At 32.0% G+C, this 14,876-nt stretch carries 12 protein-coding genes, 1 pseudogene and 1 other annotated feature; of the genes and pseudogenes, 2 read left to right on the top strand and 11 right to left on the bottom strand.

What is annotated here, in order from left to right; genetic code table 11:
* Window positions 1–489 precede the first annotated feature (489 nt).
* Window positions 490–585, top strand: a pseudogene (locus tag RDK80_RS17345) (hypothetical protein); the annotation flags it as partial.
* Window positions 586–657: 72 nt separating this feature from the next.
* On the opposite strand, the gene RDK80_RS17350 reads toward RDK80_RS17345, so the two are convergent.
* From RDK80_RS17350 to pepV, 11 genes are all read right to left on the bottom strand, one after another.
* Window positions 658–3,072 (bottom strand): DUF3656 domain-containing protein, encoded by a 2,415-nt coding sequence (locus RDK80_RS17350; RefSeq protein ID WP_308525003.1) that lies wholly within the window; start codon window positions 3,070–3,072, stop codon window positions 658–660.
* A gap of 5 nt (window positions 3,073–3,077) precedes the next feature.
* Complete coding sequence (gene zapA / locus RDK80_RS17355; protein ID WP_216560960.1) at window positions 3,078–3,650, bottom strand: cell division protein ZapA; 573 nt, start codon at window positions 3,648–3,650, stop codon at window positions 3,078–3,080.
* Window positions 3,651–3,748: 98 nt separating this feature from the next.
* Entirely contained in the window at window positions 3,749–6,142 is a 2,394-nt protein-coding gene (pheT, locus tag RDK80_RS17360) for a phenylalanine--tRNA ligase subunit beta (RefSeq protein ID WP_308525004.1), read from the bottom strand.
* Between the two features lie 20 nt (window positions 6,143–6,162).
* Window positions 6,163–7,185, bottom strand: a complete 1,023-nt coding sequence (gene pheS, locus RDK80_RS17365; protein WP_094904214.1) for a phenylalanine--tRNA ligase subunit alpha — start codon at window positions 7,183–7,185, stop codon at window positions 6,163–6,165.
* Window positions 7,186–7,311: 126 nt separating this feature from the next.
* Complete coding sequence (gene rlmB / locus RDK80_RS17370) at window positions 7,312–8,145, bottom strand: 23S rRNA (guanosine(2251)-2'-O)-methyltransferase RlmB (protein ID WP_308525005.1); 834 nt, start codon at window positions 8,143–8,145, stop codon at window positions 7,312–7,314.
* Window positions 8,108–8,764 carry a TrkA family potassium uptake protein gene (locus tag RDK80_RS17375; protein ID WP_216560965.1) on the bottom strand — a complete coding sequence of 219 codons (657 nt, stop codon included), beginning with the start codon at window positions 8,762–8,764 and terminating at the stop codon, window positions 8,108–8,110. The genes rlmB and RDK80_RS17375 overlap by 38 nt, the downstream gene beginning before the upstream one ends.
* 15 nt (window positions 8,765–8,779) lie before the next feature.
* Window positions 8,780–10,123 (bottom strand): TrkH family potassium uptake protein, encoded by a 1,344-nt coding sequence (locus tag RDK80_RS17380; RefSeq protein ID WP_308525006.1) that lies wholly within the window; start codon window positions 10,121–10,123, stop codon window positions 8,780–8,782.
* Window positions 10,124–10,246: 123 nt separating this feature from the next.
* Window positions 10,247–10,600 (bottom strand): 50S ribosomal protein L20, encoded by a 354-nt coding sequence (rplT, locus tag RDK80_RS17385; RefSeq protein ID WP_094904338.1) that lies wholly within the window; start codon window positions 10,598–10,600, stop codon window positions 10,247–10,249.
* Between the two features lie 33 nt (window positions 10,601–10,633).
* A complete protein-coding gene (gene rpmI, locus RDK80_RS17390) occupies window positions 10,634–10,825 on the bottom strand; it encodes a 50S ribosomal protein L35 (RefSeq protein ID WP_308525007.1) in 192 nt (63 codons plus the stop codon).
* A 16-nt stretch (window positions 10,826–10,841) separates the two neighbouring features.
* Window positions 10,842–11,417 carry a translation initiation factor IF-3 gene (gene infC, locus RDK80_RS17395; RefSeq protein WP_308525008.1) on the bottom strand — a complete coding sequence of 192 codons (576 nt, stop codon included), beginning with the start codon at window positions 11,415–11,417 and terminating at the stop codon, window positions 10,842–10,844.
* Window positions 11,375–11,512, bottom strand: a sequence feature (ribosomal protein L20 leader region). (Overlaps the previous gene by 43 nt.)
* A 157-nt stretch (window positions 11,513–11,669) precedes the next feature.
* Window positions 11,670–13,067, bottom strand: coding sequence for a dipeptidase PepV (gene pepV / locus RDK80_RS17400; RefSeq protein ID WP_308525009.1), 1,398 nt, complete (start codon window positions 13,065–13,067; stop codon window positions 11,670–11,672).
* A gap of 135 nt (window positions 13,068–13,202) precedes the next feature.
* On the opposite strand from pepV, the gene ftsH reads away from it, so the two are divergent.
* Window positions 13,203–14,762 carry an ATP-dependent zinc metalloprotease FtsH gene (ftsH, locus tag RDK80_RS17405; RefSeq protein WP_094904334.1) on the top strand — a complete coding sequence of 520 codons (1,560 nt, stop codon included), beginning with the start codon at window positions 13,203–13,205 and terminating at the stop codon, window positions 14,760–14,762.
* Window positions 14,763–14,876: the final 114 nt, after the last annotated feature.

Genomic DNA, 14,876 nt, shown 5'->3' on the forward strand with positions numbered 1-14,876 from the left:
TAATCACCAAGGCAAAATAAATTAAATTATTTCTTGACATTTAATAGCTGGTCTTACAAGTTTTTACCTATTATATTGTGTGAATGTAAGACTCTTGCTAGTTACTCACCTTATCTAATTTAATATAACCACCCCCATATCATTCATAAATACTTTTGAATTGTTATTAAAATTAGAATATATCGATTATTCTTATTTATTAAAATGCTATCACTATATATTTTTTTGTCAACCCATTGAGCCTATTTATTTTCATGCATTTTTCGACATTGTTTGTAGAATTTTATCAAATTCTTTATTTCATAATTGCCAAGTAATAAATTACAAAGGGTGATAAAAATATTGTTTTCATTAGAGGAAACGCGAGAATGAAAGCAACATAAACATTGAAGTGATATGGTTATTAAGAAAATTACAACCTGATTTTAAAACCATAGCCAACTTTAAAAAAATAAAAACAACCTAAAAGGTGATGACTTAGGAAAGCCAGAGTCTTTGAAGCATGAACTAACTGGATATCGGAGTCGTAGAATCGCAAGGGAACATAGATTGATTATAGTATTGATAGGGATAATATTTATATAGCTAATTGCAAGGGCATTTTAAAATCCCAGAGAATGTTTTCTCTGGGATTTTAATGTCTATCAAAGTTTTTTACTATATTATACCTCTAAAATAGTGGCCATTTGTTATACTTGTATCTTCTCTAAAGCTTTCTATAAATTCTCTTGCAGAATTATCATCTATTATACCCTTACTATAATCATAGAAAGCTCTCTGTATATTTCTAATATTCTTTGTCTCCATTGTAAAATCCAATCTTGCCATAGATACTCCACTATTGTAAATCTGCTTTAAGGTATCCAATACCATTAATGGAACAGAATTATAGATATTAGTAAATCCATCTCTTCTATCCATCTTAAATGTAATATTCATTCTATCTTTTAACCCATATCCATTCGCATACTGGCAACTTCCACAGGCCTTATCATTTTTACATCCTTTAACTAAGGACATAGGACAATGCTTTGTAACCATAACTGGCAGGTAGCCATAGACAATAGTCTCTGTAAAGGCATCTGAATGTTCGTTAATCTTCTTAATTTGATTTAGATTTAGTTCAGGTGACAGTGTTACACTTCCCAGTCCAATATTTTTAAGATATTCTAAGGAATAGCTATTAAATATATTTAACCCAATATCTCCATGAATGTTTAAATCAAATCTATCCTGCATATATTTTAGACTTCCAAGATTTGATACAGAAATGCCATTGATATTTTTCTTTATAGGACTAATTAATTCTCCTAATTTATCTAAGTCCTTCTGATATAATATCTTATCTGTCCAGATATATACTTCTTTACCTTGATTTAGTACTTTATTAGCTGCTTTTTCCAAACCATCATAAAATCCTAAATACACTCTATCTAATTTTTCTAAATCTAAATCATTAAATTGTTCAATGTCATTAACTCTTACGCTGATTTTATTATCAGGCTTCATGTTCTTTCCTTGATACTTAAAATAGCTTTTCTTTTTAATATTATATTCCTTTTCGTCTATAGGCTTTCTATGATTTATATTTTCTACTATCCTATCTAGTTTTTCGATTGCTTCTCTCCTTAGGAGATTTAAGATAGATACTGGTAGATATGCTCCTTCATCAAGATTAATATTTATATTGTTTAGAATATAAGTGGTATCCCCTAATTTCGATAATTGTTCTATTACCTTTTCCTTCGTAAGAGATACCCTTTCAGACTTTTCTACTTTCCCTTCCCCAAGTGCAGTAACCATATTGCCCCTATACATAATCATTAGCTTAGGATTATCACCGATATTTATATTTATCTCCATATCTATAGGCCTTTTTATTTTTTCCTGTTGGTAACTTGCCTTAGCACTATTTAATAAATTGATGCTAGAAGTTTTATATACTAAAGAGTCATTTAATATATAACCAGGCTTTTCTAATTTCATTGTTGTTCCCTTTTTACCATAAAATGGAGCCTTTATGCCTTTATATTCACCATTTCCAGTTACAAACTCTAAGCCATCGCCTTCATTTACATCCTCTTCAAACAGTATAAATACATTATATTTATCTGCTCTTGTAACCTTCCCTACTAAAATTCCTCTATTATCAGGCCTTTCTATGGTAATGAAGTCTCTTCCAAAATCTCCAAAGGTCAAGCCTTTAGTAAATCCTCTATTAAATATTTGTTCTACATCTTTTTTATCTTCTGGTTTTAAGTTTTTAGTGCCTTCATCTAAGGCCTTTCTATAGTTTTTCACTACAGTAGCTACATACTCAGGTCTCTTCATTCTTCCTTCTATCTTTAATGATATAATTCCACTTTCTATTATTTCTTCAAGATTTTCTAATGTATTTAAATCTCTAGGACTAAGTATATGTTTCTTATCCCAATCTCTAATAGTATTTCCATTTTTATCAATTAATGAAGATGGCATTCTACAAGGCTGTGCACATTTACCCCTATTTCCGCTTCTTCCTCCAATTAAGCTGCTCATTAGACATTGCCCAGAATAACAAACACAAAGAGCCCCATGAATAAATGCCTCTAACTCAATGGGGGTATTGTTATGAATATATTTTATTTCATCTATAGGGGTTTCGCGAGCTAGTACAACTCTAGTAAATCCCATGTCATAAACAAACTCTGCTCCAGGCAAATTATTTATTGTCATTTGTGTGCTTCCGTGGATATCTAAGCTAGGAAAAAATTCTCTTATAAGATTGGCTAAGCCTAAATCTTGTACAATTATACCATCTACGTCTATTTCATAGAGAAATTTAATATAGTCTATTACATTTTCCATCTCAGAATTATCAACTAAAATGTTGGCAGTTATATATACCTTAACATCTCTTAAATGAGCATAATCAACAGCCTCTTTTAGCTCATCAAAATCAAAGTTAGAAGCATATTGCCTAGCATTAAAGAGCTTTCCTCCTAAATAAACTGCATTGGCCCCATTTTGTATAGCAGCATAAAGGGATTCCATACTGCCTACCGGAGCGAGTAATTCAATATTATTATTCACAGATTCTAAACTTCCTCCTTGACAAATATATTTTTCTTATCATCTAATAACTTTAGAACTTCTACTAATTCTTTCTTAGTTTCAATTAATTCAATTTGGTTATCAAATACTTTATCCTGTAAAGATCTTATCATTTTCTGACTTTCCACTAATTCTTTTTCTTTTATCTCTAGAGCTTGCTCATATTTCTTTATTTCCTTAGTTGCATTTTCAGTTTCAATTTTAGCATGCAAAAGCTCATCCTTATACTGGAAATATTGTGCTTCCAAGCTCTGAATAGTAGATTTTGCCTTTTCTAATTCGGAGATTACATTTCCATATTTCTCCATTGGGTCTTTAGATTGATTCTCCAGTTGTTCTAATCTTGCTTTAGTTTTAAAGAATTCATCTGCAATATTTAAGGCTGCCAATGTAGCCGAACTAGTCTGACAAAGTCTATCATTTTTACTTGCTAATTCTCTTATCCTCTTATCAACATAGCGGGCTAGAGATCTAACGTAGTCTTCATTATCAGTTGTTCCCACTACTGTAAAGTTACGACCATCTATTAATATATTTATTTTTCTTTTTTCCGTCATAACTATACCACTCCTTTATAGTTTATAATTAATATATTCGACACTCTTATTGATTCTCCTTCTTTTTTGGGAAAAAAGAGTAGAAATTTCTACTCTTTTTATGATCTAAGCTTAGCATCAAAGGATTTTTCTAAGTCTTCTATGATAGCTTGTTGAATACTATTTACTTCATCATCTCTAAGTGTTCTATCATAAGATCTATAGGTAATAGAATATGCCACACTTTTCATCCCCTCTGGAATTTGATTTCCAGTATATATATCAAATAGTTCAATTTTTTCTATTAATCCCTCTCCATGTCTAGAGATTATCTTTTGAATATCTCCAACCAATATATCTTCTTTAACCACTAATGCTAAATCTCTAAGCATTGAAGGATATTTTGGCAATGGTTTATATTTAACCTCTAAATTTGTTAGTTCAACTATTTTGTTAAAATCCAACTGTCCAACATATATTCTATCTTTTATGTCGTAGTTTTCAGCAACATCTACATGGATCTCTCCTAAGATACCAATTTCTTCGCCATTTAACATAAGTTTCGCTGTTCTACCTGGGTGGAATGTAGGATCATTTTCTTCTCTAATATATTCTATATCTCTTATCCCAAGCCTGCCTAAAGTCTTATCTATAACTTCCTTTAGATAGTAAAAATCCTTATTTCCATAGACACCTAAACATAAAATCTTCTTTTCCTCTGGTAATTCTACTATAGGAAATTCTTTTGCAATAAATGTATTTCCTATTTCATATACAGAACATTCTTCAACACCACGATTATAGTTTCTACTAAGTAATTCTAGCATATTAGGTATAAGAGTGGTTCTCATTATACTATAATCTTCTCCTAAAGGGTTGATAAGTCTTATATAATCTCTTAAAGAACTATCTTGTGAAACATTTATCTTATCATAAGCTTTAGGGCTAATGAATGAATAAGTCATTACTTCGTTTAATCCAAGTCCCTGTAATATAGCCTTAGTTCTATCCTCAATTCTTCTAGATCTTGGTTTTTCACCTCTAGTTAATACACCTACTAAAGGCTTACTCTCTATATTGTGAAATCCATAAATTCTACCAATTTCTTCAATTAAATCTACTTCTCTTTCAAGGTCTAGTCTAAAGGTTGGTATCCTTACAGAAATTAATTCTCCTTCAAGTTTAGATTCAAGTCCTAACCCATTTAAGTAAGAAATCATGGTTTCTACAGGAATATCTATTCCTAAAAGTTTATTTACTCTAGCTGGTCTTAAAGCTATTGTACTTTCCTCTTTCACCTTTTTATATACATCTATATTTCCTTTAACAACTATACCCGCTCCTATTTCTTCTATTAATTGACATACTCTTTCTACAGCAGTTTGACTTAAGTTTGAATCTATTCCCTTTTCAAATCTTGTTGATGCTTCTGTTCTTAATCCGAATCTCTTCGATGTAAGCCTTACACTCTTGCCATTAAAATTTGCACCCTCTAGAAGGACATATTTAGTACTACTTGTAATCTCAGTATCAAATCCCCCCATAACTCCAGCTATACCGATAGGTTTTGTAGCATCTGCAATAACTAAATCAGATGAACTCAGATTTCTCTCTACTTCATCTAAGGTAAGTATTTTTTCTCCTTCTAGGGCTTCCCTTACAATAATTTTTCTGCCTTCAACTTTCTCTAAATCAAATGCATGTAATGGCTCGCCATATTCTAACATTACAAAATTTGTTATATCTACTATATTATTTATAGGTCTTACTCCCGCCTCCATAAGCCTAGTTTGCATCCAAAGTGGTGATACTCCTATCTTTACATCCTTTATTACTCGAGCATAGTATCTATTACAATTATCAGACGGTACATCAATAGAATCTAAATAATTCTTTATATCTTCAACTTCATTTTTTATACTGATTTGAGGTTCTTTAAGATTTATATTAAAAGTAGCTGCTGTCTCTCTGGCCATACCAATAATACTTAAACAATCTGGTCTATTTGGAGTAATTTCAAACTCTATAACTTCATTATCTAGTCCCATTATATCAACTATAGATATTCCCAATGGATATTCCTTATCTAATATAAATATACCATCTTTCATTTCCTTTGGTATAACATTATCACTATACCCTAACTCCTTTAATGAGCATAACATTCCATAGGAGTCTATTCCTCTAAAGTTAGTTTTTTCTATTATAATATCTCCTGGTAACTTAGAGCCTAGTACTGCCACAGGGATATAATCCCCTACACTCAGATTCGTAGCTCCTGTTACAATCTGTAAAGTCTCACTACCTATGTCTACTTTACAGATTGAAAGTTTATCTGCATCTGGATGTTTCTCTATATCAATAATCTTTCCTACAACAACATTTTCCACACCTTTATTCAATGCTATGATTGACTCTACATGTGATCCAGACAGAGTAAGTCCATCTGCTAAAATCCTAGCATCTTTATCCGTTTCAATATAATCCTTTAACCATTTTACAGGTAATAGCATCTTTCCACTCCCTTTTCTATCTAGAATTGTTCCAAAAATCTATTGTCATTTTCAAATAATAGTCTAATATCAGTAATGCCATATTTAACCATTGTAATCCTGTCTATCCCCATACCAAAGGCAAATCCACTATATTTCTCAGGATCAATTCCACAGTTTTCTAGGACCTTAGGATGCACCATACCACAACCTAATAATTCCATACTCCAGCCAGTTCCATTACAAGAGTCACAGCCTTTACCCATACATTTAAAGCAAGTCACATCTACTTCTCCACTGGGTTCTGTAAAAGGAAAATAGTGAGGTCTAAATCTAGTTTCCATGTCTTTGCCAAATAATTCTTTAATAAATACATCTATAGTATGAATTAAGTTAGCCATTGTTATATTTTCATCAACAACCAAACCTTCTAATTGATGAAACATAGGCGAGTGTGTATCGTCTACATCATCAAATCTGAAAGTTCTACCAGCAGATACGATTCTAAGAGGTGCCCCCATCTCCTTCATTGCTCTTATTTGTACCGGAGAAGTTTGAGTTCTAAGTAAAATATCTTCCGTTATATAAAAAGTATCTGATAAGTCCCTAGATGGATGATTTTCTGGAGAATTCAGTGCATCAAAGTTATTTTCAACGGTTTCAATCTCTGGCCCAGTTACTACAGAAAAACCCATACTTATGAATAAATCTTCTAACTCTTCAATTGTTGCTAAAAGTGGATGTCTATGACCTAATTTTTCTTTATTAGTGCTCATAGTTATATCTATCTTTTCTTTGCTCATTTTAGTTTTTTTCATTTCTTCAGTAAGTTTTTCCTTCATTGAAGAAATAGCATCTTCTAGTTCATCTCTGACTTCATTAGCAATTTGCCCAACTATAGGTCTTTCTTCTGCTATTAATTTCCCCATATCTCTTAATACAGATGTTAGTTCTCCTTTTTTCCCTAAAAACTTCACTCTTAATTGTTCTATTTCATCTAAGCCCGCTACTTCATTAATACTGCTCAGTGCAATTTCTTTAATTTCTAGCAATTTCTCTCTCATATTTTCCTTCATAATTCTACTCCTTTGCCATAGTATAAAAAACAAGACCTTTTCCAAAGAATAAAGGTCAAAATTTCAAAGTATTTACTCAATTATAGCATCTAGAATTTCAAAACTCAAGAAGTATTAGCTTCTCTGCTTCATTACTTCATACATTATAATCGAAGCTGCTACGCCTGCATTTAAGGACTCAGCTTTTCCAGGCATAGGTATCTTTATTAGCTTATCAGATAAAGAAAATATTTCTTTCCTAACTCCATTTGATTCATTGCCGATGATTAAAACAAACCCTTCCTGAAAATCAGCTTCATATATTGGTATACTTCCAGTTAGAGCTGTTGAATATACCCCTATATTCATATCTTTCAAATTTTTTAACTCATGAATTCCATCTGAAATATAGTATAATGGGACTCTAAAAATTGATCCCATTGTAGCCCTAACAACCTTAGGATTATAAGGGTCTACACATCCCTCTGTAATTATTATACCATCTGCATTAAAAGCATCTGCTGTCCTAATTATAGTCCCCATGTTTCCTGGGTCTTGCACTCCATCTAAGAATAATAAAAAAGGCCTTTCTTTCTTATACATTTCATTCAGATTTTCATATTCCAACTTTGCAATCCCTAATATTCCTTGTGGATTTTCAGTATCTGAAATTTCTTTAAAAATATTATTCGGCACATAGATAGTATTATCTAAATCCTTTATCCTCTCAAAAAAATCCTCTCCATCTTTAGTCTTTAGAAGCTGATCCGTATATATAATGTTTCTAACTGGATAGCTATTATCTATTGCTTCTTCAATCATCTTTATGCCTTCGATAATAAAAGCTTTATTTTTAATTCTTCCTTTTTTTCTATATAAAGTTTTTATTTCCTTAATCACTGGATTCTTGATACTAGTGATCTCTATCATATTATTCACCAGCTTTTTGTTCCACTCTCTTAATATCATTAGTGCTTCCTATCACTACTAGAATATCATCTTTTTCAATTACCACTTCTCCATTTGGTGAAACACTAATACTATTTCCTCTCTTTATAGCCATTACATTTATTCCATACTTTGTAGATAATCTTAGCTGACCCAAAGATTTTTCTTCCCATTCCTTAAGAGCAGTAATTTCCAAAATACTATAGTCTGGTGATAATTCAATAAAATCCAGTATATTAGTAGAAGCTAAGTTATGAGCTACCCTAATCCCCATATCTCTTTCCGGAAATATTACCTTATCAGCTCCTATTTTAGTAAGCACTTTTCCATGGATATCTGATAAAGCTTTTGCTATTACCCTTTTAATTCCTAATTCCTTAACAACTAATGTTGCCATTATTGATGCCTCAATATCAGAACCAATAGCCACAACGGCAACGTCAAAATTTCGTAATCCTAAATCCTTTAATACTGTTTCATCCATTACATCTGCTTGAACAGCATGAGTCACTTCATCAGATATTTCATTAATTCTTTCCTCAGAAATATCAATTGCTAAGACTTCATTACCTAAGCTGTATAAAGTTCTAGCAACAGCCGCACCAAATCTTCCACATCCAATAACCGCAAATGATTTCATTTTTATAACTCCCCTCTATCCTACCATAATATTTCCTTCTGAATATCTAAAATTACCAGCCTTACTTTTTCTAGCAAAAACATATGCCATAGTTAAAGGTCCAACCCTACCTATATACATAGTTAATATTATCATAACCTTACCAAAATCAGTAAGATTTGGTGTAAGTCCTCTTGTTAAGCCTACAGTTGCAAACGCTGACGTAGTCTCAAATAATACATCTAAAAAATTCGCTGGTTCTGTTACTGTTAAGATAAATGATACTCCAAGTATTAAAATCATTCCTACAGTAGATATGGCCAAGGACCTATTGATGACATCATAAGATATCCTCTTTCTAAATGCTACGATGTCTTTATTCCCTTTTATTACTCCAATAGTGGTTAATATAAGAGTACCAAAAGTTGTAGTCTTTATACCACCTCCTGTAGAACCAGGAGAACCTCCTATAAACATTAATATTATCATAAGAAATACAGTTGTATCATAAAGTCCTGCTAGATTAACAGAGTAATATCCAGCCGTCCTAGGAACTACAGATTGAAAAAATGATGCAATAAGCTTTTCAAAAATATTCAAGGGTTTTAAAGTAAGAGGATTATTATACTCTATTAGAAGAATTATTATCATTCCTACCAAGAGTAGAACTCCAGTAATAGATAAAACTAACTTTGAATGCAGGCTAAGCTTTTTAAAGCTCCTATTTCTGGAGATATCTATATATACATAAAAGCCAAGACCCCCTAGTATTATTAAAGCTGATATAGTCATGTTTATGGTAAAGTCTCCTACAAATGGTGCTATACTGTCTCCTGTGAGGTCGAATCCAGCATTACAAAAAGCAGATATAGCATGAAATATTGAAAACCAAATTCCCTTCACAGTTCCATATATAGGTATAAATCTAGTCGATAGTAGTAATGCTCCCATACCTTCTATAACAAAGGTAGAAAGAATAACATATTTAGTTAATTTAACTAATCCAGACATAGTTTCCTGATTCAATTGTTCTTTTATTACTAATCTTTCCTTTAATGTGATCTTCTTTCCAATAACCAAAGCTCCAATAGTAGCCATGGTCATAAATCCTAACCCCCCCATTTGTATAAGTAAAATTATTACAACTTGCCCAAATAGAGACCAATATAAGCCAGTATTCACAACTACTAGGCCTGTAACGCACACAGCAGATGCAGAAGTAAACAAAGCGTTGAGAAAACCAATACTCTCACCATTTTGCGTAGCTATAGGTAGATTTAACAATATAGCTCCGATAAGTATTAGGCTACCAAATCCCAATGCTAAAACTCTTGGGGGATCTAATTTAAATCTCTCAAGTCTTTTCTTTATAAACCCCATAATAACTCCTCCCAGTTATATATACCTATATTATTATTCCATAATCATAGTAAACTATGAAATAAAGAAAAATAAAAGTCCCTTAATGGAACTTTTACTATAACTTAGCTTCTGCAATTTTTACTAATTTGCACCTTTTGCAATTTCTACTAATTTGGAAAAACCTTCTGCATCATGTATAGCCATTTCGGATAACATTTTTCTGTTTACTTCGATATTTGCTTTTTTAAGACCATTAATGAATTTGCTATAGCTCATTCCGTTTAATCTCGCAGCAGCATTAATTCTTGCAATCCAAAGTTTTCTAAAATCTCTCTTTCTTTGTTTACGTCCTATATATGCATAATTAAGTGATTTCATAACAGCTTGATTAGCAGTCCTGAATAATTTAGATTTCGCTCCAAAATAACCTTTGGCTTGTTTTAATACTTTTTTATGTCTTTTCTTGGCATTAACAGCTCTCTTTACTCTTGCCATCTATAGTACCTCCCGTATTTCTAATATAGTTTTTTATGGTATCATTGAATCTATTCTTTTTTGGTCACCTTTACTCACTAAAGTACCTTTTCTTAGGTTTCTAACTCTCTTTGGTGTTTTTTTACCAGTTTTATGGCTCTTGTAAGCCTTAAATCTCTTTAATAGACCTGAACCAGTTCTTTTAAATCTTTTTGCTGATGCTCTATGAGTTTTCATTTTTGCCATGATGTTACCTCCTTTATTACTCGGTTTTTGGTGTTAAATACATTACCATACTTCTTCCTTCTAATTTTGCTGCCTTCTCTATAGTTCCAACTTCTTCAGTCAGTTTAGCGAAATCATCTAAGACTTCTTTACCTATCTCCGTATGACCCATTTCTCTACCTCTAAATCTAACAGATACCTTAACCTTATCTCCAGATTCCAGGAATTTACTAGCTGTCTTAGCTTTTACATTTAAGTCATGAGATTCAATATTAGGTGTTAATCGGATTTCTTTAACATTAATCACCTTTTGATTCTTTCTGGCTTCTTTTTCTTTCTTCGCTAGTTCATACTTGTATTTTCCATAATCCATTATTCTACATACAGGTGGATTAGCCGTTGGAGCTATCTTTACCAAATCTAATCTTTTTTCTTCTGAAATCTCCATAGCTTTTCTAATAGGTAAAATTCCAAGTTGTGTTCCGTCGACATCAATTAGTCTTACTTCTTTATCTCTGATTTCTTCATTAATTTGAAGCTCTTTGATAGTACAGCACCTCCTAAGTTTTCTCAAAAAATTAAAAGCGGGTATAGAATACCCGCTTAAATTCATAGAAACATGAGCCTTATGTAAATAAGACTATTTTATTATCTAAAACCTTATGAGCACAGCTATAAGGTGAGAAGCGGACACTTCTACTTAAACCCCATATTTAGTTTACCATATGATTATACATTAGGTACAGTTGTTTGTCAAATATATTTTATAATTTAGTTTCAAATTTTAATGGCAGCAATAGACCGTATCTTCAAATAAAATATCCTATGATAATTCGATATAAGATATAAAATCCTTGTAGAATAACTATTTTGCTAACTCATATAAAGCATGAGCATATATCTTAGTTATCTTCATCAGATGTTCTATAGAAATATATTCATCTTTCTGATGAGCCACATCTGGTTGCCCTGGAAACATCGGTCCAAAAGCTACAGCATTTTCCATTGCTCTGGCATAAGTTCCTCCGCCAATTGTAATTGGCTCCCTATCTAAATCTCCAGTTTGAGCTCTATATACTTCCATTAATTTTTCCACCAAGAAATTATCTTTAGGTACATATAAGGGCTTAGTGTCCCCCTTACCTTCTACCAGCTCTACTTTTGTTCCCTTAAGATTTTCTCTTATTCCATCATATACTTCTTTTGCACTGCTCTTTATAGGATATCTGACGTTTATAGTCAGAACAATCTTATCTCCATCTAGTTTTATCATCCCAGGATTAAAGTTTAACTTACCAGATACATCATCTTCATAGCCACACCCAATTCCCTCGCCATAATGTTTGAATCCTATTCTTTCATTATAAAGGTTAATAAAGTCACAAAGATCACATTCTCCACTTAAACAATTGGATAAAGCATCCATTAAATAAGAGATTGCATTTTCTCCTTTTTCTGGAGTACTACCATGGGCAGATATTCCTTTAGCTTTTATCTTTACAATATTATTATCTAAATGAATATTAGCTGGATAATTCTTATCTTTTATATAAGACTTATATTTATTATAGAAAACTTCTGGTTCTTCAATTTCTAAAATAATTTCCGCGTGATCTGGCACCATATTAGGTGCATTTCCACCTTTTAATTCTACAAGTTTAATTCCACAGCAGCTATTTGAATTTAATTTTTGCTCTAAATTAAATACTATTATGCCCTTTTCACCATGGATTACAGGAAAGTCTGCGTCTGGAGTAAAAGCCATTGTCGGGGGTTTTTCATGTTTAAAATAATAATCCATGCAACCCCATCCTGTTTCCTCATTAGTTCCAAATATTATTCTAATCTTTCTATTTAAAGTTAGACCAGATTCCTGTAAAGCTTTCATAGCATAGAGTGTAGCTATAGCCGGTCCTTTATCATCAACTGCGCCTCTACCGAATATTTTATCATCATAGATTTCTCCGCTATATGGAGGATAAGTCCAGCCTTCACCCTCAGGTACAACATCAAGGTGGACTAAAACACCTACGGTTTCATTGCCTTCTCCAAATTCTGCATATCCAGCATAACCTTCTAAATTTTTAGTTTCAAATCCCATTTCCTTAGATATTTTCAACGCATACTCTAAAGCTTTATATGGTCCCTCACCAAATGGCATATTTGGTTTAGCTTCTTCTTCCACACTTTTAATCCTAATAATTTCTTGAGTTGATTTAACAATTTCTTCCTTATATTCATCAATTAAGTTAATGTAATTCATTTAATCACCTCTCCTTTCCTATCTATCATTATTATACCTTTGTTGTTATTTTCCTACAACTTTAATATTTTCTTTTATAGAAATTGAATTAAATGGTTACACTATTTTTAGAAAAATAAATAAGGTGGGGATAAATTGAAAAAGAAAAAAATAATATTTCTATTTTTAGTATTAGGGCTGATTGCATCCTTTTTACTTATCTATGATGGTTTTTTCCCGACTAAAAGCTTTTCATCCTTTAGAATTGGAGATAGATTAGCAGTCTGGGTAATCACTCTAGTCCTATTTATTCTCTATAGCAAAACAGATACAAAACCTCAGCTGGTCCCCTCTGTTTTATCTATTGAAAAAGATACAGGAAGAGATAAAGATAAATCTGATGTATCTTTTAAGGATGTAGCAGGATTGGAAGAAATAAAAGAAGAGCTGCAAGAAACCATAGACTTTATCAATAATTCTATGAAATACAGAAAGATGGGAGCCAAGATACCTAAAGGTATTTTATTTCATGGACCACCCGGTACTGGTAAGACCTTACTAGCTAAAGCAGTAGCAGGAGAAACGAATTCAACATTTCTCTATGCATCTGGATCTGAATTCGTAGAAAAATATGTAGGAGTTGGCGCTAAAAGAGTTCGAACACTTTTTGAAAGAGCTAAAAAAGAAGCCCCAAGCATTATTTTCATAGATGAAATAGATGCTATAGGCGCAAGAAGAAATCTAGAATCTAACAATGAGAAGGATCAAACTCTAAATCAGCTTCTGGTAGAAATGGATGGATTTAATACTGATGAAACTGTCATAGTAATAGGTGCTACAAATAGATTAGATTTATTAGATGAAGCTCTTCTTCGACCTGGTAGATTTGATAGACATATATTTGTAGGAAATCCTAACATACGAGCCAGAGAACAAATATTAGAAGTTCATACTAAAAACAAACCTCTAGATAAATCCATTGATATTAAAACAATTGCAAGAAAGACCACTGGATTATCTGGAGCACAGTTAGCTAATATCGCCAATGAAGCAGCAATCATCGCAGTTAGAAAAAATAAAACGATTATATCCATCAATGAATTTGATGCCGCTATTGAAAGAGTCTTGGCAGGACTAGAGGTGAAAAATCCTACAGTTCTAAGAAAAGAGAAAGAAACTGTAGCAATACATGAAGCGGGTCATGCTTTAGTTGCTAAAGTTCTTGAAACTGATATAGTTCAAAAGATATCAATCGTTCCGAGAGGTCAGGCTTTAGGATATGTACTTAAATTTCCAGATGAAGAAAGATATTTGCTAACCCAATCAGAGTTAAAAAATAAAATCACTTGTTTATTGGCTGGCAGGGCTGCTGAAGAATTGATATTTAAAGAGATTACTACAGGAGCCAAGGATGATTTAAATAAAGCAACAGATATAGCTAGAGAAATGGTATGTAGCTATGGCATGAGTAATTTAGGCACCATGGCTTTAGATGAAACCTTTATGAGATATAATTCTGATATAATTAGGATTGAAATCAAAAAAATTACTGATGAAAGATATACTGAAGCACTCCGAATTATAGACGAAAATAAATATTTACTCCACTATATTGCTAATAACCTATTGGAAAAAGAAACAATAAATAGTGATGAATTAGATAATATCTTTAGACTTTATAAAAAGCCATTACCCTGTGCAACTGAAACTAATTAAAAAGGAAGGGCTACAACTCTTCCTTCAAACTGTAAACAAACTAGATAATAGGTGAACTGTAAAATAAAGCCTTTTGTGGTTATTACCATCTATACTACAAAAGGCTTTACTCGT

Origin of the sequence: uncultured Tissierella sp. (assembly GCF_902479755.1) — a bacterium.
Lineage (GTDB): Bacteria > Bacillota > Clostridia > Tissierellales > Tissierellaceae > Tissierella > Tissierella carlieri.

Bases quoted from the DNA above. Each gene is read 5' to 3' on its own strand.
- RDK80_RS17380 (WP_308525006.1), bottom strand. From the start codon at position 10,123: ATGGGGTTTATAAAGAAAAGACTTGAGAGATTTAAATTAGATCCCCCA.
- pheT (WP_308525004.1), bottom strand. From the start codon at position 6,142: ATGCTATTACCTGTAAAATGGTTAAAGGATTATATTGAAACGGATAAA.
- infC (WP_308525008.1), bottom strand. From the start codon at position 11,417: ATGAATTTAAGCGGGTATTCTATACCCGCTTTTAATTTTTTGAGAAAA.
- RDK80_RS17375 (WP_216560965.1), bottom strand. From the start codon at position 8,764: ATGAAATCATTTGCGGTTATTGGATGTGGAAGATTTGGTGCGGCTGTT.
- pepV (WP_308525009.1), bottom strand. From the start codon at position 13,067: ATGAATTACATTAACTTAATTGATGAATATAAGGAAGAAATTGTTAAA.
- pheS (WP_094904214.1), bottom strand. From the start codon at position 7,185: ATGAGAGAGAAATTGCTAGAAATTAAAGAAATTGCACTGAGCAGTATT.
- rplT (WP_094904338.1), bottom strand. From the start codon at position 10,600: ATGGCAAGAGTAAAGAGAGCTGTTAATGCCAAGAAAAGACATAAAAAA.
- rpmI (WP_308525007.1), bottom strand. From the start codon at position 10,825: ATGGCAAAAATGAAAACTCATAGAGCATCAGCAAAAAGATTTAAAAGA.
- rlmB (WP_308525005.1), bottom strand. From the start codon at position 8,145: ATGATATTAAGAGAGTGGAACAAAAAGCTGGTGAATAATATGATAGAG.
- zapA (WP_216560960.1), bottom strand. From the start codon at position 3,650: ATGACGGAAAAAAGAAAAATAAATATATTAATAGATGGTCGTAACTTT.